Here is a 25,904-nt window from a genome sequence, read left to right on the forward strand (position 1 = left end):
GGTCGGGGCGGCGAGGGATGAAACGGCGAACTGCGAACTGGGTGGACGCGGAGAGCGACGCGGGTCGGGAAGGGGCCGCGGAGGGCATGACGTCGGACGGGGACGGGGACGGGGACGAAAAAGGGGATTACGGGCCTCGCTGGGAAAGACGGCTCCGGCAAAAGGATCTGACGGCGGTCCGTGACGTGCGTGCCGCGTTGCGCGAACTGCTGGCGCGGTGGGGCGCGCCGGGGCGGGCGGACACGGCCCGGCTCCTGGCGAGCGAGCTGGTCACCAATGCCCTGGTGCACACCGACGGCGGGGCGGTGGTCACCGTCACGCTGAGCGGTGGTGACGCCGCCGAGGTCAAGGGGCGGCTGCGGGTGGAGGTGCGGGACTTCGTCGCGCGGCACCCGACCCTGCGCCGTCCGGGGCCGGACGGCGATCCGGAGTCCGTCATCGACGGTGCCGCCACCTCGGGCCGCGGGCTGTTATTGGTGCACTCCCTGGCGGACGCGTGGGGCATACGGGCTCACGGTGTCGGCAAGGCCGTGTGGTTCGAGCTGGAGGCGCAGGAGCCCTGACGGCCGACGGCACGGGCTGTGGTCGATGGTTCGGCCCTGGCCCGCTCCGAGTCGGGCCGCCGCGCGGCCAGTTGGGCCACCGCCGGGCGTGGTCACCGGTGGTCGCCGGGTCGGCACCAGTCGGGCGGCCGGGTAGTATGAGTGTGGTTCGCCACGCGCGCCCCGGGCCGCGCGGCGGCCCCGGGCGGCCGGTTGTCAGTCAGCCGAACTGACGCTCGATCTGGGCGAGTTTGGCCTCCAGCGAGTCGAGTCGCGGGATGGCCTGGGTGTCGTCCTCCGCGGTGAGGTCGATCGGCTCAGGGCCGTCGCCGACCGCCTGAAGTGGACGGGAACGAACGGGAAGGTGTCCCTGCTCGACTATGGAAGGCTCCGAACCGATCTGCGCGGGCTGCGCGGCGGCGGGTACGGCGGCCGGTCCCGAGGCGCTGGGCGGGCGCACGTCCACTTGCTGGCCGCCGCCGCGGCCGAGGCCCCACGCCCGGTGCTGCCGGTTGTAGGCCTTGAGACGGGCCCGTTCCAGCCTGCCCGCCTCCCGCTGGCGGATCCGGTGCTGTTCCCGCTGCCGTTTGTCCTCGCGGACCTCCTCGACGGCTTCGTCCAGCGTCCGTACGCCCTCGAGCAGCATCAGCGACCAGGCGCCGAAGGTCTCGCGCGGAGCCCGCAGCCACCGCACTATGCGGATCTGCGGCAACGGGCGGGGCACCAGGCCCTGTTCGCGCAGCGCGGCCCGGCGGGTCTGTTTGAGCGCGCGGTCGAAGAGCACCGCCGCCGACAGCGACATCCCCGCGAAGAACTGCGGGGCGCCCGCGTGGTCTATCCCGCGCGGCGCGTGCACCCAGTTGAACCAGGCGGCGGCGCCGGCGAAGGTCCACACCAGCAGCCGCGAGCCGAGGGCCGCGTCGCCGTGGCTGGCCTCGCGGACGGCGAGGACGGAGCAGAACATCGCCGCGCCGTCGAGGCCGAAGGGGACCAGGTACTCCCAGCCGTCCGTCAGTCCCAGGTTCTGCTGTCCGAAGCCGACCAGGCCGTGGAAGGAGAGCGCGGCGGCGACGGCGGCACAGCAGAAGAGGAGTACGTACGAGGCGATGCCGTAGACGGTCTCCTTGCGGCGCCTGCGCTCCTCGGTGCGTTCCCAGGAATCCGTGGTGCCCGCCGCGTCCTCCGGGCTGCCCCGCCGCCCGCGCGTGAGCACCGCCACCGCCACCAGGGCCCCCGTGAGCGCCACCCCACAGGGCAGCACCCAATTCAGCGGTATGTCGGTCACTCTCATCTTGCTTCCCTTGCTTTGCGGTACTGCGTTTCGCGCGCCATCCTGTCGGAATCGGACCGTTCCCCCAAGGGTTTTGGAGCAAGAGAACGCCAATGGAGGCCAAGGGAATACGGATAGGTGCGAAGTGAGTCGAACACCGTTCAGGTGAACGGGAATTGTGTTCCCGTCAAACCACTCGACCGGGTGGAATGAAGCCCATCAGCTTGCGGAAAGTCGATCGATTCGGTCCGCATCGCAGGTGCGTGGACAGGTGAGACAGGTGTTGTCGGGGCGCAGGGTGTAGAAGAAGCAGCAACTCACCCGGTCCCGGGTCGGCAACGACCCCGACCCGTGGGCCGACGGCACGGCCAGCTCGCGGAAGTCCGAGCCGCCGACGTACGGCGCCGTGGCCCCCGGCAGCAGCAGTGCCAGCTCCCGCAGTACCCGAGGTTCCTCGCCGAGCAGCCGGCCCAGGTGCCAGAGTCCCTCGGTCACCTCGTCGGTCGCCATGCCCCACAGGGCGCGCGGCCCGCGCCGCATGCGCGGCCGGAAGCCGTCCAGCACCGGCCCCAGATGCTCGGCGACAGCCGCCCGCACCTGCGCGCGCAGCGCTTCCTCGTCCGGGACGACCCGTGCGCCCGGGTCGGTGGCGGCCGGATCGTCCGGCAGGCAGGCGAACCGGGTGACCTCGGCCGTCATGCGCCCCAGCACCCGGTGGAAGGAGACGGCTTCGACCGGCAGCCGCGGCACGCGGCGGTGCAGGAACCAGGGAACGGTGACCAGCAAGCAGACCGGCCAGGCGTAGCGGTGCAGGCCGAAGCCGGCCACCACGTCCGGGCGGGCCGGCTGCCCGTAGTCGCGCCGGATCTGTTCGTCGTCCCATGCGAGATAGGCGTCGAGGTCCGCGCCGCCCGCCGCGAGCCCGGCGGCCGTGACCCAGCCGTCGCCGTGGCGCGGGGCCTCCGTCAGGACGGTCAGGGAGGGAAAGACCTCGGTCAGACGGGCATACGCGTCGGCCATGGGGGAGACCCGGGTGGTCCGGGGGCCCATGGAAGGGGAGGGGGCGGGGAGAGAGGAGGGGAGGGGAGCCCGCGGGGGCGGGACGGCCGAGGCGGGGACCATGCGGAGACCACCGAATCGCGATCGATGTCAGGTAAGCCTTACCTTACCGGTAATCATTCGGGGTTTGAACTGTCGCAGGTGCCGCCTATGGTTCGGTATGGACACCCAGGAGGACCCCCATGGAGCAGGGCAGACCCCGTACCGCGGCGCCGCTTCCGAGCGCCGCCGTGCCGGCGCAGGCCGGGCCCGCTGCGCGCGGTGAGCACGTCCACGACGAGCGGGAGCACGGCTACGGCCACCCTGTGCCCGGCGCCCGCCGGGACACCGCCCGACCGGCGCGGCCCGAGCGCACCGAGGAGCCCGCGTGCGGGGAGCGCCCCGCGCGCAGGATGCCGCAGCGCTACTCCGTCCGGGGCCAGGTGCTCGACGCGCTCCGCAAGGCGCTGGTCAGCGGTGAGCTGATCCCCGGCGAGGTCTACTCCGGCCCCGCGCTCGGCGAGCGGTTCGGGGTGTCCGCGACGCCCGTCCGGGAGGCCATGCAGCAGCTCGTGCTCGAAGGCGCGGTCGAGGTCGTGCCCAACCGCGGCTTCCGGGTCGCCAGCCGCACCGCACGCGACCTCGCCGAGCTCGCCGAGGTGAGGGCCCTCCTCGAAGTCCCCGCCATGCTGGGGCTCGCCCGCACGCTCCCGGCGCGGACCTGGTCCGAGCTGCTGCCACTGGCCGAGACGGCCGCCGCCGTGGCGGCGAGCGGCGACCGCGCCGGCTACGCCGAGGCCGACCGGGCCTTCCACCGTGCCCTCCTCGGCCTCACGGGCAACCGCCAACTGGTCATGGTCGCCGACGAACTGCACCGCCGCGCCCAGTGGCCGACCCCCCATGGCCCGGTGCGCCGCACCGCCGACCTCGTCGCCGACGCGGCCGAGCACCTGACGCTCCTCGACGCCCTCGCCGCCCAGGACCTCGCCGGCGTCGAGTCGTTGGTGACCCGGCACTTCGCCGGCGCGGTTCGAGGCTAGGTCCCAGGCTCTGTCCGGCGGGCGTTCGGCTGCGGGCCGTCGTTGCCGCCCGTGGCGGCGGGCGCCCTGCGGGCGCGTCCTCAAACGCCGGACGGGCTGCATTGGCTGAGCCCAGCAACCAGCTCGTCCGGCGCTTGAGGGCGATCCGCCGGTCACTCCTAGGCCGGGTCCGGTCTGCCCTGGGCGGGTACGGTCGCGGCACGCGCAGGCGTGAGGCGGTCCGCCAGCCAGGTTGGGACGCCGCCCAGGAGGTGGACCAGCCGGGTGGCCTCCGCGCGCAGCCGGTCCGCCTCGCCCGCGTCGGGGACCACTGCGGCCAGGGAGGTCAGCGCCGGGGCGATGCCGACCAGGTAGCCCAACTCCTCCCGGATACGCAGTGATTCGGTGAACCCGTGCCGTGCCTCGGTGAGCTTGCCGTCGTGCTCGGCCATCGCCGCCACGTGCCGCCAGGTGAAGGAGAGCAGCAGCCGGTGGCCGTGCGCGGTCGCCCCCGCGTGTGCGCGCTGGAAGGCGGCCGTGGCGTCCGAGGGGTTGTCGGACAGGTGCTGGGCGATGAGTCCCCGGCGGAAGTCCAGCTGCGGTCGGGTCGGCGAGCCGGGCCCGAGCAGCGCGGCCGCCCGTCCCAGCGCGGCGCGTGCCTCGTCGGCCCGGTCACGTACCCCCAAAAGGGTGGACGCGTACGCGAGATGACCCCGCTCGCAGGCCGCCGCCCCGCGTTCCTCGTCGTCCGTGGCCAGGGCTTCCGCCGACCGCAGCGCGTCCTCGGCGTCCTCCCATCCCTTCGCCGTGAACACGCACCGCTCGATCAGCACCGCCGTGCGCCGCAGCGCCACCCCCGCCTCCGCCGCCGCGCGCGGGGCGAGGAGCGCGGCGGCGTCCTCCCAGCAGGCGCGTGACCGCAGCCGCCACACGGCTCGTTCGAGTGGATCGTTCCCTTGCGGATCCGGTCCTTGTGGTCCCCATGGCTCCGACAACCCAGAATTCCGCATGGCGGTATCCGCCACAGTGCCCTCCCCAAGCGCGCCGTCGAGCTGGAAGCCGTGCCCGCATCTCAGCACGGGGACCCGGGCGCGGCCAAGGGTCAGGTGTGAATCAGTTCACAAACCCATGGACGGTCCACGGCTGTCCTGCGCGGTCGCGCGGCGGCCGAAGTCCGTTGCGTCCGAAGAGGGTTGTCGCACCCCCGTGTCCCGCGACTCCCAGCGGTAGCGGCAGATTACCGAAGAGATCGCAGGCCATGGCCCCGCCGCGGGCGCGGCGGCGGGGTGTTCGAATGCCGGGCGAGCAGTCGACGACGGCCGTGCGGGCGGGCACCCGCCGCCGTGGCGGGTTCCGGCCGGGCCGGACGGAAAATGCCTCGATTCCGGTCCTGGCTGGTGACGGGCGTCGTCCCGGCGGCGCGCGCGGCCGAGGTCGAACGCCGCCTGCCGGCCCTCACCCGGAGCGAGGCCACCTGGTGGGCGGCTCCCGCCACCGACCGTCCCCACCCGGGTGAACCTCCGGCACGCGCCCGCACCGGTGCCGACCCCCTCAACCGAGCGGAGTACCTGCGGCACCTCGGCCGGGGGTGATGGCGGTGACCGGGGCTCCGCCCCGGGCCCGGTCCTCGATCGCCGCACCGGCCGCTGTGCCGTGTCCCCGGTCGCCGGACGGGCTCAACGGCAGCCCTCCGGGGGCATCTCCCAGCGGCAGCCGGGGGAGAGCGAAGCCCCCCCGCGCGGAGCGCGGTACCACTGGCCGAAGCCGTGTCGCCCCGACCCGCGTCAGCTCATCCGCAGGGCCAGGAAGAAGTCCAGCTTGTCCTCCAGGCGCGACAGATCGCGGCCCGTCAGTTGCTCGATCCGGCCCACCCGGTAGCGCAGGGTGTTCACATGCAGGTGCAGGCGCGTCGCGCAGCGGGTCCAGGAGCCGTCGCAGTCGAGGAACGCCTCCAGGGTCGGGATCAGCTCGGCGCGGTGACGGCGGTCGTAGTCGCGCAGCGGGTCCAGCAGACGGGCGGTGAAGGCGCGGCGGACGTCGTCGGGGACGAAGGGGAGGAGCAGGACGTGGGAGGCCAGCTCCTGGTGTCCGGCGGCGCAGACGCGGCCGGGGCGGGCCGCCGCCACGCGGCGGGCGTGACGGGCCTCCTCCAGGGCGCCGCGCAGCCCCTCCGCGGAGTGCACGGCCGCGCTGACGCCCAGCGTCAGACGGCCGTCGTCGGCGAGGCCCCGGGAGAGGGGTTCGCGGATCGCGGCGAGGAGCGCGTCGGCGTGCAGACCGGTGACGGCCGCCGTGCCCTCCGCGTCGGCACCCGAGGACACGGACGGCACCGGGGGGACCGAGGGAAGAGGCACCAGGGCGACCGCCTCGTCGCCCGTGTGGGCTACGGCGATGCGGTCGGAGGGGTCGGGGCCGATCGCGTCGGGGTCGACCAGCATCTCCTCCAGCAGGGCCTGGGCGACCGGCCCGCCGGGGATGTCGCCGCCTTCCCACTCGACCCGGGCCACGACGATCTGCCAGTGCGGGGCCGTGCCCAGCCCGGGCAGCAGCACCGGCGCGGCCACCCGCAGCCGGGCCGCGATCTCCGCCGGGGCGGCACCCGTCTGGACCAGTTCGAGCACTTCCTGGGCGAGCCGGCGCCGTACCGTACGGGCCGCCTCCCGCCGGTCGCGCTCGACGGCGATCAGCTGGGTGACGCCGTGCAGCAGGTCCAGCCGCTCCTCCGGCCAGTCCCCGGCGTCCGCCTCGACGGCCAGCAGCCAGTCGGAGAGGACCGTCTCGCGCAGATCGCGGCCGCTGCTGCGAATGGGGAACAGCGAGTACGTGGCACCGGCGGCGGTGAGGCGGTGCGGGCCGCGCCGGCCCGTGCGCGAGGCGGCCAGGTGCTCGCCCGCGAGGGTGGCGCTGACCGCGGCCGGCAGCGCGGGACCGGCCCCCGCCAGCGAGGAGCCCGCGATGGGGCGGCCGCTGGGGGAGAGCACCCAGGCCCGCAGGTCCAGGTCGGAGCCGAGCAGATCGAGGACCACCTCGGGGCCGCCGCCCGCCGGGCCCGCGGTCATCAGCCGGCGGTGCCGGTCCACGACCGCAGCGAGGTCGCCGGCCCGCTCGCCGGAGACCTGCCGCACGACGTGCTCGGTGATGGACGCGAAGGACACGTCCTCGTCGACGGAGAACAGCGGCATCCGGTGCCGCGCGCACGCCAGCACCAGGTCGTCGGGGGTGGAGGCCATCTCCGCCTCGCCCGCCGCGAGCCCCGCCACCCCGGCCGCCGCCAGGATCCGGACGAACCGCTCGGAGTCCTCCGGCTCGCGTCGCCAGGCCAGCCCGGTGAGCACCAGCTCGCCACCGGACAGATACCGGCTCGGGTCCCGCAGGTCGGTGGTCATCACGCCGCGCACGGTGCGGTCCAGCTCGTCCTCGCCGCCGAGCAGCCGAAGGCCCAGCGCATCCGTCTCCAGCAGTGCGCGCAGCCGCATCGTGGTCGCCGCCGATCTGTCTTGTTGTATCCAGTGGAATGCCGTGAGGTTTCCGAACCCCGTCTTTCGTTCGAATCTACAAGACATGGGCCACGGCCAGCCAACCGCTTCATGGTTTCGGTGACTGCACCCGGGCCCCCGCACCTCTGTGTACTTGGCCCACTCCGCGTGAACAGGACGTGAACCGCCCCGCCCCACCCCCCTCGCAGCGCCCTCGAGACTCGAGAAGAGAACATCCATGGACTTCCTGCGCCCTGCCAGCTGGGAGGACGCTCTCGCCGCGAAGGCGGAGCACCCCACGGCTGTGCCCATCGCGGGTGGTACGGACGTGATGGTCGAGATCAACTTCGACCACCGCCGGCCGGAGTACCTGCTGGACCTCAACCGCATCGGCGAACTCCACGAATGGCAGACCGACGAGCGCGACGTCCGCCTCGGCGCCGCCGTGCCCTACACGCAGATCATGGACCACCTGCGGACGGAGCTGCCCGGCCTCGCGCTCGCCTCGCACACCGTCGGCTCCCCGCAGATCCGCAACCGCGGCAGCGTCGGCGGCAATCTCGGCGCCGCCTCCCCGGCGGGCGACGCGCACCCCGCGCTGCTGGCGGCGGGCGCCGACGTCGAGGTGGCGTCCGTGCGCGGCACCCGTCTCATCCCGGTCGAGGAGTTCTACACCGGGGTCAAGCGCAACGCTCTGGAGCCCGACGAACTGATCCGGGCCGTACGCATCCGCAAGGCCGACGGACCGCAGGCGTTCTCCAAGGTCGGCACCCGCAACGCCATGGTCATCGCCGTCTGCGCCTTCGGCCTCGCCCTGCACCCCGAGACCCGCACGGTCAGGACCGGCATCGGCTCGGCCGCGCCCACACCCGTCCGGGCCCGGGTGGCGGAGGACTTCCTCCAGGCGGCCCTCACCGAGGGCGGCTTCTGGGACTCCGGGCGTCTCATCACCCCTTCCCTCGCCCGGGAGTTCGCCCGACTCGCCGCCGGCGCCTGCAACCCGATCGACGACGTGCGCGGCACCGCCGAGTACCGCAGGCACGCGGTGACCGTCATGGCCCGCCGCACCCTCGGCTGGACCTGGGACGCGTACCGTGGAAACGAGAGGAGCGCATCATGCGCGTGAATTTCACGGTCAACGGCCGACCGCAGCAGGCCGACGACGTCTGGGAGGGCGAGAGCCTCCTGTACGTCCTGCGCGAGCGGCTGGGCCTGCCGGGCTCCAAGAACGCCTGCGAGCAGGGTGAGTGCGGGTCCTGTACGGTCCGCCTCGACGACGTCCCGGTCTGCGCGTGTCTGGTGGCGGCCGGCCAGGTGGAGGGCCGCACCGTCGACACCGTCGAAGGGCTCGCCGGCTACGCCGAGCGGCGCTCGGCAGGGGACCGGACGGGCACCGCCCAGGGCACCAGCATCGACGAGGCCCAGCGCTGGCAGGCCCGGCCGCCGGGCGCGCGCACCGCCGAACTCTCGCCCGTACAGCAGGCCTTCATCGACGCGGGCGCGGTCCAGTGCGGGTTCTGTACCCCGGGTCTCCTCATTGCCGCCGACGAACTGCTCGAACGCAACACCGAGCCCTCCGACGCGGACATCCGCGAGGCACTCTCGGGCAATCTGTGCCGCTGCACCGGCTACGAGAAGATCCTCGACGCGGTACGCCTCGCGGCGGCCCGCGCGGACCGCGCCGAAGAGGCGGTCTGAGGATGTCCGTCACCCGCACCCCCACCAGCCTCACCCAGGGCAGCCGCACCAAAGGCGGCATCGGCGAATCCACCCTCCGCCCCGACGGCACCCTCAAGGTGACCGGCGAGTTCGCCTACGCCTCCGACCTGTGGCACGAGGACATGCTCTGGGGTTTCACCCTCCGCAGCCCGCACGCCCACGCCCGGATCGTCTCCGTCGACATCGCCGAAGCGCTGGCCACCGCCGGTGTCGAGACCGTCATGACCCACGCCGACCTGCCCGCCGGGACCCGCTACGGCCTGGAGATCAAGGACACCCCCGTCCTCGCCGACGGCGTCGTCCGCTACCACGGGGAGCCCGTCGCCCTCGTCGCCGCCGACCACCCCGAGACCGCCCGCCGCGCCGCCGCCAAGATCAAGGTCGAGTACGCCGAACTCCCCGTCGTCTTCGACGAGGAGAGCGCCACCGGCCCCGGCGCCCCACTGCTCCACCCCGGCCGCCACGACGACCACGCCGGTCACGTCCCGCACCCCAACATCGTCCACCGGCAGCCCATCGTCCGCGGCGACGTCGCCGCCGCGAAGGCCCGCGCGGACGTCGTCGTCTCCGGCGACTACGAGGTGGGCATGCAGGACCAGGCGTTCCTCGGCCCCGAGTCCGGGCTCGCCGTGCCTGCCGAGGACGGCGGCGTCGACCTCTACATCGCCACCCAGTGGCTGCACGCCGACCTCCGCCAACTCGCCCCCGTCCTCGGCCTGCCCGAGGACAAGGTGCGCATGACGCTCTCCGGGGTCGGTGGCGCCTTCGGCGGCCGCGAGGACCTGTCCATGCAGGCCCACGCCTGCCTGCTCGCGCTGCGCACCGGCAAACCCGTCAAGATCGTCTACAACCGCTTCGAGTCCTTCTTCGGCCACGTCCACCGCCACCCCGCCAAGCTGCACTACGAGCACGGGGCGACCAAGGACGGCAAGCTCCTCTACATGACCTGCCGCATCGTGCTGGACGGGGGCGCGTACGCCTCCTCCTCCCCGGCCGTCGTCGGCAACGCCGCCTCGCTCTCCGTCGGCCCGTACGTCGTGGACAACGTCGACATCGAGGCCCTGGCGCTCTACACCAACAACCCGCCCTGCGGGGCGATGCGCGGCTTCGGGGCGGTCCAGGCGTGCTTCGCCTACGAGGCGCAGATGGACAAGCTGGCCGCCGAACTGGGCCTGGACCCGGTCGAGTTCCGCCGCCGCAACGCCATGGCGCAAGGGGCCGTCATGCCCACCGGCCAGATCGTCGACTCCCCGGCCCCGGTCGCCGAACTGCTGCGCCGGGTCAAGGCGATGCCGCTGCCGCCCGAGCGGCAATGGCTCAGCGCGGGTTCCCCGACCGGATCCGTCGATGTACGGGCCCTGCCCGGCGGGCTGTCCAACACCACGCACGGCGAGGGCGTCGTGCGGGGTGTCGGCTACGCCGTCGGCATAAAGAACGTCGGCTTCTCGGAGGGCTTCGACGACTACTCCACCGCCCGGGTCCGCCTGGAGGTCGTCGCCGGAGTGCCCGTCGCGGTCGTGCACACCGCGATGGCCGAGGTCGGCCAGGGCGGCGTCACCGTGCACGCCCAGATCGCCCGTACCGAACTGGGCGTCAGCCAGGTGACCATCCAGCCGGCCGACACCCGCGTCGGCTCGGCGGGCTCCACCTCCGCCTCCCGCCAGACGTACGTCACCGGTGGCGCGGTCAAACACGCCTGCGAGGCGGTGCGGGCCCGCGCCCTGGAGCTGGGCAGGGCCAAGTTCGGTACGTACCACCCGGCGTGGGCCTCCGCCGAACTCCTCCTGGAGGGCGGCAAGGTCGTCACCGACGGCGGCGAGGTCCTCGCCGACCTCGCCGACGTCCTCGGGGACGAGGCCGTCGACATCGAGCTCGAATGGCGCCACCGCCCCACCCAGCCCTTCGACCTGGTCACCGGGCAGGGCTTCGGCCATGTGCAGTACTCGTTCGCCGCCCACCGCGCGGTCGTCGAGGTCGACACCGAGCTCGGCCTGGTCAAGGTCGTCGAGCTGGCCTGCGCCCAGGACGTCGGCAAGGCGCTCAACCCGCAGTCCGTCGTCGGCCAGATCCAGGGCGGCACCACCCAGGGCCTCGGGCTCGCGGTCATGGAGGAGATCGTCGTCTCGAAGGACGGGAGGGTACGCAACCCCTCCTTCACCGACTATCTGATCCCCACCATCCTCGACACCCCGACCATCCCGGTCGACATGCTCGAACTGGCCGACGACCACGCCCCCTACGGGCTGCGCGGCGTCGGCGAGGCGCCCACCCTGTCCTCGACACCGGCCGTCGTTTCCGCCATCCGCGCGGCGACGGGCCTGGCGTTGAACCGGGTCCCGGTGCGTCCGGAACACCTCACCGGGACCTGAGACCCGCCGTACGCGCCGCGCATCGAGGTGTGGCGCGTACGGCACTCGTCCCACCACCGCCTCGGCCCCGTGCCCCCCAGGAGCCGCCGCGGTGCCCCGTTCGTCTCGGGCCGTCCCCCGGGTCGTGCAGCCATGACACATCCCAAATCCCACGCGCACGTGGGTGCCCCTTTACAGCACCGTCTGGGGGGCGACCCCCAGACCCCCGCAGTTTGGGAGTAGGCATTCATGACCCAGTCATCCCTGGAGCCGGTGACGACGGCGGAGGACGCGGGCGCGGGCTCGCGGCCCTCCGCCGGGCGGTCCTGGCTCGACCGGTACTTCCACATCAGCCATCGGGGGTCCACCGTCGCCCGTGAGATACGCGGCGGCATCACGACCTTCATGGCGATGTGTTACATCCTGCTGCTCAACCCGCTGATCCTCTCCGGCCCGGACGCCGCGAACCACACGCTGAGCCACGCGGGCCTCATCACCGCCACCGCCTTCGCCGCGGCGCTGTCCACCCTGCTCATGGGTTTCGTGGGCAAGGTGCCGCTCGCGCTGGCCGCCGGGCTCGGTGTGTCCGGCGTGCTCTCCACCCAGGTCGCGCCCCACATGACGTGGCCGCAGGCGATGGGCATGTGTGTGATGTACGGCGTGGTGATCGTGCTCCTGGTCCTCACCGGTCTGCGTGAGCTGATCATGAACGCCATCCCGTTGGCGCTCAAGCACGCCATCACCATGGGCATCGGCATGTTCATCGCCCTGATCGGCCTGGTCAAAGCCGGTTTCGTGCACGCTTCCACGGGCGGCGGGCCGGTCACCCTCGGCCCGGCCGGAGAGCTCGCGGGCTGGCCCGTGCTGATCTTCTGCGTCACGCTCCTGATCGTCTTCATGCTGCAGGCCCGCGAGGTGCCCGGCGCGATCCTCATCGGCATCGTCTCCGGCACGGTCCTCGCGGTCGTCGTCAACGCCGCCGTGGACCTCGGCCCCAAGGCCTGGCGGAGCGGCCCGCCCGAGCTGAAGGGCAGCGCGGTGTCCATGCCGGACTTCTCCCTCTTCGGGCGGGTGGAGTTCGGCGGCTGGGGTTCGGCGGGCGCCGTGACCGTCACCATGGTCGTCTTCACGCTGGTGCTGGCCGGCTTCTTCGACGCGATGGCCACCATCATCGGTGTCGGCACCGAGGCGAAGCTCGCCGACGACCGGGGCCGGATGCCGGGTCTCAGCAGGGCGCTGTTCGTCGACGGCGCGGGCGGCGCGATCGGCGGGGTCTCCGGGGCGTCGGGCCAGACCGTCTTCATCGAGTCGGCCACCGGGGTCGGCGAGGGCGCCCGGACCGGGCTGTCGTCCGTGGTGACCGGCCTGTTCTTCGCCGCCTGCCTGTTCTTCACACCGGTGACGCGCGTGGTTCCCGGTGAAGTCGCTGCCGCCGCTCTGGTGGTCATCGGGGCGATGATGATGAGCAACGCCCGACACATCGACTGGAACGACCGGGCGGTGGCGGTCCCGGTCTTCCTCACTGTGGTGCTGATGCCCTTCACCTACTCCATCACCGCCGGGGTCGGGGCGGGAGTCATCGCCTACACCGCCATCAAGGCAGCCCAGGGCAAGTGGCGCGAGCCCGGTGCCTTCATGTGGGCACTGACCGCCGTCTTCGTCGCCTACTTCGCCCTCCACCCCATCGAGCACTGGCTGGGTGTGAAATAACGCCCGAGGCCCGCACCCCGTAAGGAGACCGCCATGCTGGACATCGCCGAGGAGCTGCACCGGTGGTGCGAACAGGGCCGCGACTTCGCCGTCGCCACCGTGGTCGCCACCCACGGCAGCGCCCCCCGGCCGCCCGGCGCCGCCCTCGCCGTCGACGCCGACGGCGAGGCGATCGGGTCGGTCTCCGGCGGGTGCGTGGAGGGCGCGGTCTACGAGCTGTGCCAAGAGGCGCTGGTGAGCGGTGAGAGCGTCCTCAGCAGCTTCGGCTATTCGGATGAGGACGCCTTCGCCGTGGGCCTGACCTGCGGTGGTGTCATCGACATCCTCGTCACCCCGGTCCGGTCGTCCGGCGTGTGTGGTGAAGGGGGGAGTGCTGGAGAGAGTCTCGTCGGTACGCTCGGCGTCGCGTTGGCCGCCGCCGCCCGTGGTGAGACGGCTGCTCTCGCGCGCGTGGTCGCGGGCCCGGCCGCGATGGTCGGCCGGGCGCTGCTCGTACGGCCAGACGGCACCCGCACCGGCACCCTCGGCGATCACCGGGTCCTGGACCGCACCGCCGCCGAGGAGGCGGCCGCCCTGCTCGACGCGGGCCGCACCGGAACCGTCGAGATCGGCACGGACGGCTCGCGCTGCGGGGAACCGGTGGTCCTGCTGGTCGAGTCCAGCGTGCCGCCGCCCCGCATGATCGTCTTCGGGGCCATCGACTTCGCCGCCGCCCTGGCCGGAATCGGAAAATTCCTCGGATATCACGTCACGGTGTGCGACGCCCGACCGGTTTTCGCCACGGCCGGGCGGTTCCCGGCGGCGGACGAGGTCGTCGTCGAATGGCCGCACCGCTACCTCGACGCGCAGGAGCTCGACGCCCGTACCGTCCTGTGCGTCCTGACGCACGACGCGAAGTTCGACGTACCGCTGCTGGAGCGGGCGCTCCGGCTCCCCGTCGCCTACGTCGGGGCGATGGGGTCGCGGCGCACCCACGAGGAGCGGCTCGACCGGCTGCGCGCGGTGGGGATGAGTGAGCGGGAGCTGGACCGGCTGCGCTCGCCGATCGGGCTCGACCTCGGGGCGCGTACTCCCGAGGAGACGGCCCTGTCCATCGCCGCCGAGATCGTCGCGAGCCGCCGGGGCGGTTCCGGCGTGCCCCTCACCGGCGCGCACACGCCCATCCACCACGAGACGCGGAGCGGGCCGGAGCGGCTGGGGTCGGTGGCTTGACCGCCGCGGGCGCAACGGAACTGACGGCGGATCATGCGTGTATCTCGCGTGGATCACACCCGTGGATCACACGTGGCCGAAAGGCGCCCCCGGCCGGTTCCTGGATCGGAATTGAGGGTTCCGGGACCGGCGGAGCGGTGTGTGTGGGACGTGTGAAAACATGCCCCACACCTTTCGTTCCTCTATCCCAGAGAGTCACTTTGTCATCTTCCAGATGGTCCCGGACCCTCGCCGTGGCCCTGTGCATGGCCGCGTGCGGAACGACCGCCATCGCGACCACCGCGACCGCGGCTCCGGCCCCTCGTGACACGAGCGTCGAGAACTACTGGACCGCCGAGCGGCTGGCCGCCGCCCAGCCCGTCGAGACCGGACGCAAGGCGGCAGGGTCCGCCGGCAAGATCGCGGGCGCCCCCCGGTCCTCCGCCCCCGCGCTCGGCGCGCCCGGCCTCACGGCCGCGGCACCCTCCGGCACCCCCCAGGGCAAGTACGGCGACGGCATACCCATGGTCGGCACGTTCTTCGCCGCCGGTGGCCCGAGCGGCAACACCTACTGCACCGCGAGCGTCGTCCAGAGCGCCGGCCGCAACCTCGTCCTGACCGCGGGGCACTGCGCCCTGGGGAGCACGGTGCGGGGCAAGAGCATCTTCGTCCCGCAGTACCGCAAGGGGAAGGACGCCGCCCACCAGCCGTTCGGCGTCTTCCCGGTGGAGCGCATCTTCACCGACCCGCGCTACAGCCGTAACAGCACCGGCGCCGACTCCGACCTCGACTTCGGCCTCATCCGCGTCGGCACCAACGCCAAGGGCGCACGGGTGCAGGATCTCACCGGCTCCCTCCGGCTGACCCCCACGCCCCGCTGGAACAGCACGGTCACCGTCACCGGCTACCCCGTCTCGAACAACCCCGACCAGCAGGCCATCAGCTGCACCGTGCCGACCAAGCGGCTCGCGGGCTACCGCCAGGTCGAGATGCGGTGCGGCGGCTACTACGGCGGCGTCTCCGGCAGCCCGTGGATCGCCAACTACGACGCCAAGTCCCGTACCGGCGATGTCATCGGCAACCTCGGTGGCTACAACGGCGGTGGCAACACCAAGGGCGACGACTGGGTGAACTACTCCCCGGTCTACGACCGCCAGGTCCAGGACCTCTACCAGGACGCGGTCGCCGACCGTACGCCCGTCCGCGACGGGGGTGCCTACCGGCCGCAGTCCACGGCCAACCGGCTGCCCGGTGCCGCCTCCACCTGGCGGCACGCCAAGCACCTCGCCTCCGGCGACTACACCGGCGACGGGCGCGACGACCTGCTGACGCTGTGGAGCGACGGCGAGGTCAGCCTCTACCCCGGCGACGGCAAGGGGGGCTTCGGCTCGGAGAAGACGCTCGCCAAGGCGGGCAGCTTCTGGAGCCGCGCCGAGGCCGTCACCGCCGGCGACTTCACCGGCTCGAACCGCTCCGATCTGGTGGTGCGCTGGAGCAACGGCAAGGTCAGCCTCTTCGCGGACGGCGACCCGGCGGGCTTCGGCAAGGAGTACACCCTCGCCGCGGCCGGCTCCTCGCCCTGGAAGTACGCCACTCAGATCACCGCGGGCAAGTTCAACTCCACGGACAAGGCCTCGGACCTCGTGGTCCGCTGGGCCGACGGCGGACTCAGCCTCTACGCGGGCGTGAGCTCCTCCGGTCTCGGCACCGAGCGCCGCCTCGCGGCGAAGGACTCGTTCTGGAAGAACTCCATCGCCCTCACGACCGCCCAGCCCGCGGGCCAGGACCGCTCGAACCTGATGGTCCGCTGGGCCGACGGCTCGCTGGGCAGCTTCGCCCTCTCCGGCTCCGCGCTCTCGGGCACCCGCCTCCAGGCACCCAACGCCTCCTGGCAGCCCGCCGTCATGGTGGCCGGTGACTTCACGACCGGCGGCCGCCGGGACGACCTCGTCGTCCGCTGGTCCGACGGCGAGTCCTCGCTCTACGACAACACCACGGGCGTGGCCCTCGGCACCTGGAACCCGCTGCTCACTCCCTGAGCCCGGTCCTTCCTGCCCCAGGGGCGGCATCGGTCACCGCCACGGCGGCGGCCGGTGCCGCCCCGTCGCATTCCCCGGTCCCTATCCCTCGGCAGCCCTCCGCCGTTCAGCCGGAATTTGCCCTCCTATTGCCTCCCCATGGACAGAACACCCGTCACGTATGGCAAGCTGGGTCACGAAGGTGCCGCCCCCGGCCGCAATTCGCGTGGATATCCGCCGCGGCACCTGCGCTGTGTCCGTGCGAGCGAGGAGGTGATCGGGATGACCAGTCGGAGTCCCGAGGGAAGTCCTCGCCACAGAATGCCGTTCGCGTCCCCGAACCGCTGACTTCGGACCCGCTGACTTCAGCACCGACCGTGCGGACCGGCCCGGCCGCCCGGGCTTCGGTGAACCGATGGCCCTTCGGCCGTGGCCGCGGGCGCTGTCACGTGGTAGCTCCCTCCCCGGCTTTTCCGGCGCGTCGCTTTCTCCTTTTATCCAGCACTCCGGGGTAATTGCGCATCACCGTGCCGGAAATCCTTCCGCGTATTCCGCTGTGCGTTCGCCCGCGCTTTTCCGTGCCACGGCCGGGCTGCGTCATGTCGCGAATTTGCCGTGCCGTCGTGCCCGTATGCGGGAGAGAGGGCGGACTGACGTACGGCGCGCTCACGCAGTGGTGAAGACGTGGTGCATCCGGCGGTTCAGCACCTGGCTGTGAGCAGCCGATAGGACAGTGAAGAGGAGGGCGGAACATGGTCATCGTCAACGAGTGGCACCTCGCGGCCAACATCGCGGCCGGACTGGGATTCGGCGCGGTCATCGGCCTGGAGCGCCAGTGGCGCTCCAGGATGGCGGGTCTGCGTACGAACGCGCTGGTCGCGGCCGGCTCAGCCCTCTTCGTGCTGCTCTCCCAGTACGGCTTCGCCGCCGCGACGAGCACCACGGGCTACGACGGCTCGCGGGTCGCCGCACAGATCGTCTCCGGTATCGGCTTCCTCGGCGCCGGCGTCATCATGCGCGACGGGCTGAGCGTCCGCGGTCTCAACACCGCGGCCACGCTGTGGTGTTCGGCCGCGGTCGGCGCCCTCGCCGGAACGGGCCTGTACGTGGTCGCGGGGCTCGGCACGGCGGGCGTCGTCGGCGCCAACACCCTGCTGCGCCCCTTGGCCCGCGGCCTCGACCGCAAGCCGCGCGCCGGCTCGGAAGTGGCCACCGACTACTACTTCGAGGTGGTCTGCACCGCACCCGAGGAGGCCCACGTCCGCACTCTCGTCGTCCAGTCCCTGGCCCGCCCCGGCTTCCGCCTCCGCTCGGTCCACAGCGTCGACGCGGAGGCCGCCGGCAAGGTCACCGTCGCCGCCGAGCTCACCACCGAGCGCCGCGACGACAGCCTCCTGGAGGAAGCGGTCAGCCGCCTCTCCCTGGAACCCACGGTCTCGGCGGTGAGCTGGACGGTCCTGCACGGCCCAGACGACGCGGACGAGCCGGATGACACGTATGAGAACGGCCGCCGGGCCCGGCGGGTGCGGGACTTCTTCACGGGGCGGTGAGGTGGGCGCGGCCGATGGCTGCGGGTGGTCACACGCGCAACCGCGTCGCCTTCCCGGCCAGGCGCCGTCGCGCGGTGCCGAGGGCGTCGCACAGGTTGTCCGTGGAGGTGAGGGTCGTCGGCGCGTGGATGGTGTGAGGGATGATCCACAAGCGGTTGCCGAGGTATCTGCCCGGGGAGGGCGCGAGGAGTTCCCAGCCGGGGGGCTGCACGGTGACACCGCGCGTCCCGGCGAGGCGGTAGGCGGTGCCGAGGGGGAGCGGAAACCACACGGTCCGCTCGGCGCCGCTCATGAGGTACGGGCCGATGTGATGGCCGTCCGCCCTGAGTTGGGTGAGGGCGGCGCATGCCAGGCCGAACGTGATCTGCGCGAGGTCCCATCGGGTGCCGACGGTGAGCGGTGTGGGCCGGGCGGCTTTCCAGTGGGCTGTGGCGGTTCGGGGGTCGGTGGCGGCTTGACTGAGCCACTGGGTCATGTCGGTCACCGTCACTCGCCCCCGTCGGAGTCGATGCTGCCCGTGCGGATGTTGTAGGTGACCAGCCGGGCATGGTCCACCCCGTGCCGACGGGCGTCGGCGATGGGGCGGCCGTCGGTGACCTGCCAGCTGGCCGGAACAGAGACGACCAACTCGTCCACCGCGCCCTCCGCCCGGTGCACAGGTAAACGGCGCCGGGCCGGGGAGGAGGTAATGGCGCGTACAGGGCTGCTCATGGACCTACCTTTCGAACGGGTGATGGGAGCCGGACCAGCGGGGTGGTCTCTGGCGGGTGGGCTGCGGGGCCCTGGGGGCGGCGGGCCACCACCCACCCCGTGGGCACGATGACCACCAGCAGAAGCACAGCCCCCACGGGAAGCGGGTTGCCTGCCTCGGGCCGGCCATGCGGTGGGCACCACGGGCAGCGCCTTCCGGCGTGCCGCCCCGGCGGCTGCCGCCCTACCGGAGCCCCGGCGAAGGCGCGTCTCGGCGGGGGTGCCGGGGGCATGAGCGGGGCTTCGCCGGCCGGGCCCCGGTAGGCGCTCACCGCGCGCGGCCGTGCGCTGCGGGGCGTACGTAGGCCCAGGTGGACAGGTGGCCGTCGGGCAGGGTGCGATAGCCCCAGCGGCCCAGGTTCTCCACCAGGTCGAGTCCGCGGCCGTGCTCGGCCGCATCGTCGGTCTGTCGCCGGGCGGTCGGCCTGCCTGGTCCGCCGGGGTCCTCGACCTCGATCAGGACCGCCCCGCCGCCCTCGGCGATACACAGCCCGATCTCCGTCCCCCGGGTGGCGGGCCGGCTGTGACGGTATGCGTTGGTCAGCAGCTCGGCGGCGAACAGCTCCGCCTCGAACGCCTCCTCCGGAGCCACTCCCCACCGGAGCAGCAGCCGCCGTACGGTGCGGCGGGCTTCGCTGATTGCCGCCTCCTGGCGGGGCACGCCCATCGCCTGGAGGTGGACGGCCCGGAGCCGGGGGCGTTTCCGCAGCGCGGGAACCGTCTGGGACGCCTGGGGCGCGGAGGCACGCGGGGCGGTCGCGACGCTCATGCCGCACCCCCGCCCGTGCTTCTGGAGAGGAAACCGGGGTTGACGGCCTCGACCTGCACGTGACCGGCCTGGATGCCATCGACGGCACCCCGGTCATCGACATCGCCCCGTGGTTCGCCGAATTCGGGACGCGCGGCCAGGCCAGCCAACCAGTGTGGCCCACGCAAATGCCGGAGAACTACTGGTCGCCCCCAGCCGCAGGCGGAACCAAGAGGCGCCCTACCGCCCTCCGTACCCCGGCCCGGGGGGTGCGCGCGGAAAATGAGGCGCATGGTCCGAGCAGGTGGGCTCTTCCGCCCTGGCTCCCGCTTCGCGCCCGCCAGTGTGCGTGGGCTCATGAGTCGGTCTCCAGGGCCGGTACGGGACCGTGTCCGCGCTGTCGGCAGCCGCTGGAGCCGGGGGGCCTCCGGCGGGCCGGGCCTGGGGTGCGCTTGCGGGCCATCAGGAGATGGCTGCCCGTCTCCGTGATGAGTTTGCCCCTCACTTGGGCTATGGCCTTGGGGCCCAGGTGAGAGGCGGAGGGCAGCACGACTCCGTAGACGCCGGGCACCTCCAGGGTGTCCATCAGTCCGGTGAACGCCGCCGAGGTGACCTCGGTGACGCGTTCGGTGAAGAGCCCGGACAAGATCAGCTCGTGCTGGCGGCAGTACTCGGCCAGCGACTGCTCCAGGGCTGCCTCGCGCGCCGCGGGGATGTTGACCAGCCGCAGGAAGCCGTAGACGACCGGGCCGCTGACACGGCGGTGCTCGGTAAGAGGTTCCATGGAGGTGGCCGTCCAAAGACCAGGGGGGCGACGACATTGGCAGGCCGCCCGGTGAACAGAAGGCTCTGACCTGCGTGTTGAATCGTCCTCCCTGGCGGACGGCAGCGAAATGACGCGGTGTTGCACTTGCGTTGCACTTCCGTCCCCCCGCATGCGTGTGCCGTGCTTGCATGGGCTCTCGGAAGGGAGCGACGCGTGGCGACCGTGCACCACTGGACCGGCCTTGAGGCCAGAGCGCTGCGGCTTGCCCTTCGGATGAGCGTTCGTGCGTTCGCCCAGCACCTCGGCGTCGCCGTGCGGACCGTCTCCAACTGGGACAAGCATCTGTCCGCGACGGAGCCCCGCCCGGACACTCAGGCGATCTTGGACACCGCTCTCGCGCGCGCGGATGCAGCGGTGCACTTGCGGTTCGAGACCTTCCTCTCCGAGGCCGGCGGACCGCCCGAGGTCACCCGCCGTGTCACCTCAGCCGGCCCCAGAGCCTGGGAATACGAATCCTGGACCGATGACCTCGACCGGGTCGTTGCCGCCTTAAGCCGCCAGAACTTCACCTTCGCCGACAACCTGCTGGGCCGGTGGCTGAACCGCTTCCAGCCGCCCGAGCTGGACGACAAGGGCCTGTACCTCCTCGCCCGTTCCACCGCTCTCCTCGGCGATCTCAAGCGCGACCAAGGGGCTGTGGTGGGGCCGCTCTCAGCCCAGCACGCGTATACCGGCGCCCGCTCCATCTTCACCCAGCTCGACATTCCCCGCCGTGCGGCCCAGCTCGACCTCTCCCTGGCCGTCGTCGCGGAGATGTCCGGCCGTCTGGATGCCGCTGCCCGTCACTACGCACACCTGGCCGTCGACGACCGGCTCGCCCGCCGCGACCGCGCGAGGCACGCCTGTGGGTCGGGACCGCACTGAGCAAGGAAGGCGAACACGACTACGCGGCCCGTGTCATGCTCGCCGCGACACGCGACTTCGAAGACCTCGGCGAACCCGACGACTGGTCCGTCGCCCACCAAAAACTCGCCCTCGCCCACCGGGGGACCGGCGATTTGAACAAAGCCCTGCACTTCATCAGCATCGCCCGCAGAACCGGAGCCACCGACGCACCGATGCAGCGGGTGCGTCTGGACACCGCACACGGACACATCCTGCTGTCCGACCCCGCCACCCGGGATGATGGCCTGACGGCCCTCGATCAGGCCGCGAAGCTGGCCGCTCAGTACGGCATGAGCCACCAGCTCGCCAGCATCGAGAGCATCCGGAAGACCGCGGGGCCAACAGCCCCTCGCGGCGGTGAGCAGGGAGAGGGACGCCAGTGACGACGGACATCCAGCGAAACATCACCGACGACCAGCGCCAGCGGGCCAAGCTGATCTGGGACTACCACCAGATGGGCCACCAGCTCCGGCCGGCGGACGCAGCCATTGGTCTGGGCAGCCACGACCTGGGCGTCCCCGCCTTCTGCGCCGAGCTGTACCGGGCCGGGCTCTTCCCGGCCCTCGTCTTCTCCGGCGGCCCCAACCCCACCCACCCCGGCCGCTTCCCTCGCGGAGAGGCTGTGCACTTCCGCGAGCACGCTCTCGCCCTCGGCGTGCCCGACAACGCGGTGCTGCTGGAGCCGAACGCGCGCAACACCGGCCAGAACATCACCTTCTCCCGCGAGGTCCTGGCCGCGACCGGAATCGCGGTGCAGACCGTCCTGCTCGTCTCCATGCCCTACATGGAGCGACGCGCCTTCGCCACCGCCCGCAAGGTCTGGCCCGAGGCCGAGGTGATCTGCGCCTCGGCACCACTGGAGTTCGACGACTACCTGAAGACCATCGGCGACGAGAAGCTCGTCGTCGACCAGCTCGTCGGCGACCTGCAACGGGTGATCGAGTACCCCAAGCTCGGCTTCGCCATCGAGCAGGACGTCCCGGAGGACGTACATGCCGCCTACCGATGCCTGCTTGACGACAGCTTCGACAGCCGCCTGCTCACCTCCTGAACCACGCCGGGCGGCCTGTGCGCCATCCACCAGCCCAACCGTTTCCCCCGCCTCGCCACGCTGGCAAGCGGTGATGGCCGACCCGGTCCGGTCCCGGCAACGGATCGCCCGCGTGCTCCAACAGCACTACGGGGCCGACCCCTGCTGGCCAGCGTTCCAGCGGTCCCTGGCCCCTGTCCTCGACGCCTTCACGGTCACCATGCCCGAGGCCGGCCTAACCAACGCAGGGGCCTGGCTGAATGGGCACGGTGGCCCACTACCGCCGCGAAAGGCCGATACCGCATCGGCTGCATAAGCAGCCGCCACGGACCCCGGTCGTGGATTGACGGCGGTGGGACGGTTGACATACATCTGTCCGTTCGCCCGCGAGGGGGAGTGGCAGCCCGACGTACGTGGGACGGGGGACGAAGGGCGCAGGTCGCATCCATGGCACCACGCACTGGACGTTCTCTCTCCACAGGAGAGATGAGGCCGCGGGCCGCGCTCCGTCAGCGCAGTTCCTTGCTGCGTACGTTCCGCAGCCCGCACGCATCCTCGTACAGTTCGCCCTCCGCGCCGAACAGGCTCCACAGCGGCTGCAGCGGGAGCCAGGTCAGGCCGAGAAGCCAGCGCCCTACCGTCTGCCAGAAACGCGGTCGCCCGGCGTCGGCCTCGCGCACCACGCGCGTCACGAGCAGGAACTTGCCCACGGTCGTCCGGAATATCACGGCACCCAGCACATGGTGGACGAAGGACACTCCGAAGAAGCACGCGGCGACGTAGGCCCAGAAGACACCGACCGTCTTGTCGTCCGCCAGCTGGTGGGCGAGGCCGAAGCCGGCGAAGAGCGTGATGGCCCCGTCGATCGTCGCGGAGAGCATGCGGCGTTCATCACTGATCGGCTCGGGGACGACGGGAGGCTGCGGGTACGGCTGCGGGTGCTGCTGAGCGTACGGGTGCGGATACGCGTGCGGCTGAGCGTACGGGTCGGGCTGAGCGTACGGGTGCGGCTGTGCGTACGGCGGCTGGGGAGCGTACGGCTGGTTCGGGTGCTGCTGGCGCTGGTAGTCGATCACGGGGGGTCATCCTGCCGTACGACTGTGACAGCTGATTCTCAGGTTGATGCCTGGGCTGTACCGAAGGGGTGGGCGCCGGGCGCTGCGGTCCCCCGATCCGCAGCCCCCGGCGATGTGAGGTGTCGGTCAGCTCAGCCGGGCGTCGGCGTAGACAACCATCGCGTCACGCTGGTAGACGGCCAGCCCGTCGGCGATCTTGTCGTAATTCGCACGGAACCGCGGGTCGTCGACATACGTCTGGCCCAGGCCCTTGTACCCGCACGCGTTCGGGGCCCAGAAGCGGGAGACGCCCTGGTAGTGGGCGTCCACTTCGGCCTGCACCGCGGGATCGTCGACCGGTGTGCCGGCCACCATGAACTCCGCCAGGCGGATCATCTGCGCCGTCACCTCCCGCTGCCACTGCTCCGTGTCCTCGTCGGTCATCGTCTCGACGGCCTGCCGGGACTCTGCCCAGGCCTCGGGCCACCGCTCCCGTACCTCGGCATCTTCCTCGGCGGAGGAGGGCTCGAAGCCCTCGAAAAGGTTCTCCGGCCTGTTGATCTTCGTCATGGCGTTGTTGTCCTTGCCTTCTTCCAGTTCGGCGATGGTGCGGCCGACCGTGCGGGCGAGCGTCTCCAGCCGGTTCCGCTCCGCCAGCAGCCGCTGGTGGTGCTCGCGGAGCACGGCCACCTGATCGACCTGGCTGTCCAGGACCGCCTGGATCTCGCGAAGGCCGAGGTCCAGCTCCCGCATCAGCAGGATCTGCTGCAGACGCAGCAGATCGGCCTCCTCGTAGTAGCGGTGCCCGTTCGCCCCGGTCCACGCCGGCGGCAGCAGGCCGATCTCGTCGTAGTGCCGCAGCGTCCGGGACGTCACCCCGGACATCCGGGCCACATCCGCGATCGACCAGGCCATAGCCCTGCTCCTCCATCGCCGGGCCGGTGTTTCCGGCCACACACAAGACCGTAGAAGTTGACGCAACGGCAACCGCAAGCCGCAATCGGCGTCGGCCGGGTCTCAGAGCCGGGACAGCTCGTCCACCAGGTCGTCGAGGCCCAGCGGGCCCTGGGACAGGGCCGCCATGTGCCAGGCCTTGGCATCGAAGGACGCTCCCCGCGCCGCGCGGGCGTTCTCCCGGCCGCGCAGCCACGCCCGCTCACCCAGTTTGTACCCGATGGCCTGGGCCGGCAGGGAGAGGTAGCGGGTCAGCTCGCTCTCGACGAACGCCGCCGGGCGGCTGCTGTGCCGGCCGAAGAAGTCCTGCGCGAGCTCGGGGGTCCAGCGCTCGCCGGGGTGGAAGGGGGAGTCCGCCGGGATCCGCAGTTCCAGGTGCATGCCGATGTCCACGATGACGCGGCAGGCGCGCATCATCTGCGCGTCCAGATAGCCGAGGCGGCGCTCCGGGTCCGGCAGGAAGCCCAGCTCGTCCATGAGCCGCTCCGCGTACAGCGCCCAGCCCTCCAGGTTCGCGCTGACCTTGCCGATCGTCGCCTGGTAGCGGGAGAGGCGGTCGGCGACGTGTACCCACTGGGCGATCTGGAGGTGATGGCCGGGGACGCCCTCGTGGTACCAGGTGGACACCAGGTCGTAGACGGGGAAACGGGTCGCGCCCATGGTCGGCAGCCAGGTGCGGCCGGGGCGGGAGAAGTCCTCCGACGGGCCGGTGTAGTACGGGGCGGCGGCCGAGCCCGCAGGGGCGATGCGGGACTCCACCGCCCTGAGCGGGGTGGCGAGTTCGAAGTGGGTGCCGTCCAGCGCCTCGATCGCCTCGTCCATCAGCTGCTGCAACCAGACCCGGGTCTCCTCGACGCCCTCGATGTGGCTGCCGTGCGCGTCGAGGTGCGCCAGTGCCTCCCAGGGACCCGCGCCGGGCAGGATCTTCCCCGCCTCGGTCGTCATCTCGGCGAGCAGCCGGTGGTATTCGGACCAGCCGTACGCGTACGCCTCGTCCAGATCGAGGTCGGTGCCGTTGAAGTAGCGCGCCCACCGCGCGTACCGCTCCCGTCCCACGGTGTCCGGGGCGCCCTCGATCGCGGGGGCGTAGACGTCACGCATCCAGTCGCGCAGCCCGGCCACCGCCGCCGTGGCCTTGGCGGCGGCTGCGTCGAGTTCACGGCGCAGGGGGTCCGGCCCCGCCGCGGCGAACTCCTGGAACCAGCCGCGCCCCTCGTCCACCCACTCCGTCAGCTGCCCGACGACGGTCCGTGTCGCGCGCGGTCCGCCCGGCAGCTTCCGGTCGAGGCCGAGAGCGAGCGATTCCCGGTACCCGGCGAGGGCCTCGGGCACGGCGCGCAGCCGCTCGGCGACGGCGGCCCAGTCCTCCTCGGTCTCCGTGGGGGTGACCGTGAAGATCTTCCGCACGCTGTGCACGGGTGAGCTGAGATTGCTGACCGAACGCAACCCCTCCTCGGCCTCGTGCACGGCGAGCTGCGCCGTGAGCCGCTCCCGCAACAGCCGCCCGCACCGCCGCTCGACGTCGGCCTCGGCGCCCGGCAGCCGTTCCGCGTCGGCGAGTCGGCTCAGCGTCGCGCGGAAGAGGTCGGCGACGGCTTCCTGTCCGGCGGGGGAGAAGTCGGGGAGCCGGGGGGAGCTCTCCCCAACTCCCAGGTATGTGCCGGTGATCGGGTCGAGGGCGATGAGGGCGTCGACGTGGGCGTCGGCCACCTGGCGGGGCAGCGCGCCGTTGGAGGTCTGTGGCATGGGGACATCCTGGTACGGGCGGGGGGTTC

General features: G+C 72.0%; 22 protein-coding genes and 1 pseudogene. 12 read left to right on the plus strand and 11 right to left on the minus strand.

The window, feature by feature from the left end; translation table 11 throughout:
* Positions 1–86: 86 nt before the first annotated feature.
* A complete protein-coding gene (locus ACZ53N_RS01320; RefSeq protein WP_469138916.1) occupies positions 87–563 on the plus strand; it encodes an ATP-binding protein in 477 nt (158 codons plus the stop codon).
* Positions 564–762: 199 nt separating this feature from the next.
* On the opposite strand, the gene ACZ53N_RS01325 is transcribed toward ACZ53N_RS01320, so the two are convergent.
* On the minus strand, positions 763–1,833 hold the full coding sequence (locus tag ACZ53N_RS01325; protein WP_469138917.1) for a DUF2637 domain-containing protein: 1,071 nt from the start codon (positions 1,831–1,833) through the stop codon (positions 763–765).
* A gap of 198 nt (positions 1,834–2,031) precedes the next feature.
* Positions 2,032–2,862 (minus strand): (2Fe-2S)-binding protein, encoded by an 831-nt coding sequence (locus ACZ53N_RS01330; protein ID WP_469138918.1) that lies wholly within the window; start codon positions 2,860–2,862, stop codon positions 2,032–2,034.
* A gap of 191 nt (positions 2,863–3,053) precedes the next feature.
* Between ACZ53N_RS01330 and ACZ53N_RS01335 the strand changes: the two genes are divergently transcribed.
* A complete protein-coding gene (locus ACZ53N_RS01335) occupies positions 3,054–3,890 on the plus strand; it encodes a GntR family transcriptional regulator (RefSeq protein ID WP_469138919.1) in 837 nt (278 codons plus the stop codon).
* A 158-nt stretch (positions 3,891–4,048) separates the two neighbouring features.
* On the opposite strand, the gene ACZ53N_RS01340 is transcribed toward ACZ53N_RS01335, so the two are convergent.
* Positions 4,049–4,879: a hypothetical protein gene (locus ACZ53N_RS01340; protein WP_469138920.1), complete on the minus strand. Its 831-nt coding sequence runs from the start codon at positions 4,877–4,879 to the stop codon at positions 4,049–4,051.
* 363 nt (positions 4,880–5,242) lie between these two features.
* On the opposite strand from ACZ53N_RS01340, the gene ACZ53N_RS01345 reads away from it, so the two are divergent.
* Complete coding sequence (locus ACZ53N_RS01345) at positions 5,243–5,461, plus strand: hypothetical protein (protein ID WP_469138921.1); 219 nt, start codon at positions 5,243–5,245, stop codon at positions 5,459–5,461.
* A gap of 192 nt (positions 5,462–5,653) precedes the next feature.
* Here ACZ53N_RS01345 and ACZ53N_RS01350 read toward each other — a convergent pair whose 3' ends face one another.
* Entirely contained in the window at positions 5,654–7,345 is a 1,692-nt protein-coding gene (locus ACZ53N_RS01350) for a PucR family transcriptional regulator (RefSeq protein ID WP_469138922.1), read from the minus strand.
* Positions 7,346–7,583: 238 nt separating this feature from the next.
* Here ACZ53N_RS01350 and ACZ53N_RS01355 point away from each other — a divergent pair, with 238 nt between their 5' ends.
* From ACZ53N_RS01355 to ACZ53N_RS01385, 7 genes are all read left to right on the plus strand, one after another.
* Complete coding sequence (locus ACZ53N_RS01355) at positions 7,584–8,471, plus strand: FAD binding domain-containing protein (protein WP_469138923.1); 888 nt, start codon at positions 7,584–7,586, stop codon at positions 8,469–8,471.
* Complete coding sequence (locus ACZ53N_RS01360) at positions 8,462–9,043, plus strand: (2Fe-2S)-binding protein (protein WP_469138924.1); 582 nt, start codon at positions 8,462–8,464, stop codon at positions 9,041–9,043. Before ACZ53N_RS01355 ends, ACZ53N_RS01360 begins: the two co-directional genes overlap by 10 nt.
* Before the next feature lie 2 nt (positions 9,044–9,045).
* Positions 9,046–11,433: a xanthine dehydrogenase subunit D gene (gene pucD, locus ACZ53N_RS01365; protein WP_469138925.1), complete on the plus strand. Its 2,388-nt coding sequence runs from the start codon at positions 9,046–9,048 to the stop codon at positions 11,431–11,433.
* A gap of 228 nt (positions 11,434–11,661) precedes the next feature.
* Positions 11,662–13,122 (plus strand): NCS2 family permease, encoded by a 1,461-nt coding sequence (locus ACZ53N_RS01370; protein ID WP_469138926.1) that lies wholly within the window; start codon positions 11,662–11,664, stop codon positions 13,120–13,122.
* A gap of 33 nt (positions 13,123–13,155) precedes the next feature.
* Positions 13,156–14,334: an XdhC family protein gene (locus ACZ53N_RS01375; RefSeq protein WP_469138927.1), complete on the plus strand. Its 1,179-nt coding sequence runs from the start codon at positions 13,156–13,158 to the stop codon at positions 14,332–14,334.
* A gap of 200 nt (positions 14,335–14,534) precedes the next feature.
* Positions 14,535–16,352, plus strand: a complete 1,818-nt coding sequence (locus tag ACZ53N_RS01380; RefSeq protein WP_469138928.1) for a trypsin-like serine protease — start codon at positions 14,535–14,537, stop codon at positions 16,350–16,352.
* Positions 16,353–17,083: 731 nt separating this feature from the next.
* On the plus strand, positions 17,084–17,881 hold the full coding sequence (locus ACZ53N_RS01385) for an MgtC/SapB family protein (RefSeq protein WP_469138929.1): 798 nt from the start codon (positions 17,084–17,086) through the stop codon (positions 17,879–17,881).
* Positions 17,882–17,909: 28 nt separating this feature from the next.
* Here the strand turns inward: ACZ53N_RS01385 and ACZ53N_RS01390 are convergent, their stop codons facing one another.
* The 4 genes from ACZ53N_RS01390 to ACZ53N_RS01405 form a co-directional block, all read right to left on the minus strand.
* Complete coding sequence (locus ACZ53N_RS01390) at positions 17,910–18,356, minus strand: hypothetical protein (protein WP_469138930.1); 447 nt, start codon at positions 18,354–18,356, stop codon at positions 17,910–17,912.
* Between the two features lie 11 nt (positions 18,357–18,367).
* Positions 18,368–18,592, minus strand: coding sequence for a hypothetical protein (locus ACZ53N_RS01395; protein WP_469138931.1), 225 nt, complete (start codon positions 18,590–18,592; stop codon positions 18,368–18,370).
* Between the two features lie 307 nt (positions 18,593–18,899).
* Positions 18,900–19,400 carry an ATP-binding protein gene (locus ACZ53N_RS01400; protein WP_469138932.1) on the minus strand — a complete coding sequence of 167 codons (501 nt, stop codon included), beginning with the start codon at positions 19,398–19,400 and terminating at the stop codon, positions 18,900–18,902.
* Positions 19,401–19,734: 334 nt separating this feature from the next.
* Positions 19,735–20,163 carry a hypothetical protein gene (locus ACZ53N_RS01405; protein WP_469138933.1) on the minus strand — a complete coding sequence of 143 codons (429 nt, stop codon included), beginning with the start codon at positions 20,161–20,163 and terminating at the stop codon, positions 19,735–19,737.
* 195 nt (positions 20,164–20,358) lie between these two features.
* Here ACZ53N_RS01405 and ACZ53N_RS01410 point away from each other — a divergent pair.
* Together ACZ53N_RS01410 and ACZ53N_RS01415 are read left to right on the plus strand one after the other, a co-directional pair.
* Positions 20,359–21,473 (plus strand): annotated as a pseudogene (locus ACZ53N_RS01410) (helix-turn-helix domain-containing protein).
* A complete protein-coding gene (locus tag ACZ53N_RS01415; RefSeq protein WP_469138934.1) occupies positions 21,470–22,141 on the plus strand; it encodes a YdcF family protein in 672 nt (223 codons plus the stop codon). The pseudogene ACZ53N_RS01410 and the gene ACZ53N_RS01415 overlap by 4 nt, the downstream one beginning before the upstream one ends.
* A gap of 488 nt (positions 22,142–22,629) precedes the next feature.
* On the opposite strand, the gene ACZ53N_RS01420 is transcribed toward ACZ53N_RS01415, so the two are convergent.
* From ACZ53N_RS01420 to ACZ53N_RS01430, 3 genes are all read right to left on the minus strand, one after another.
* Positions 22,630–23,196: an RDD family protein gene (locus ACZ53N_RS01420; protein ID WP_469138935.1), complete on the minus strand. Its 567-nt coding sequence runs from the start codon at positions 23,194–23,196 to the stop codon at positions 22,630–22,632.
* Positions 23,197–23,322: 126 nt separating this feature from the next.
* A complete protein-coding gene (locus ACZ53N_RS01425) occupies positions 23,323–24,090 on the minus strand; it encodes a MerR family transcriptional regulator (RefSeq protein WP_469138936.1) in 768 nt (255 codons plus the stop codon).
* A gap of 102 nt (positions 24,091–24,192) precedes the next feature.
* Entirely contained in the window at positions 24,193–25,875 is a 1,683-nt protein-coding gene (locus ACZ53N_RS01430) for a DUF885 domain-containing protein (protein WP_469138937.1), read from the minus strand.
* Positions 25,876–25,904 lie beyond the last annotated feature (29 nt).

This window comes from Streptomyces sp. NPDC033229 (genome assembly GCF_055576875.1).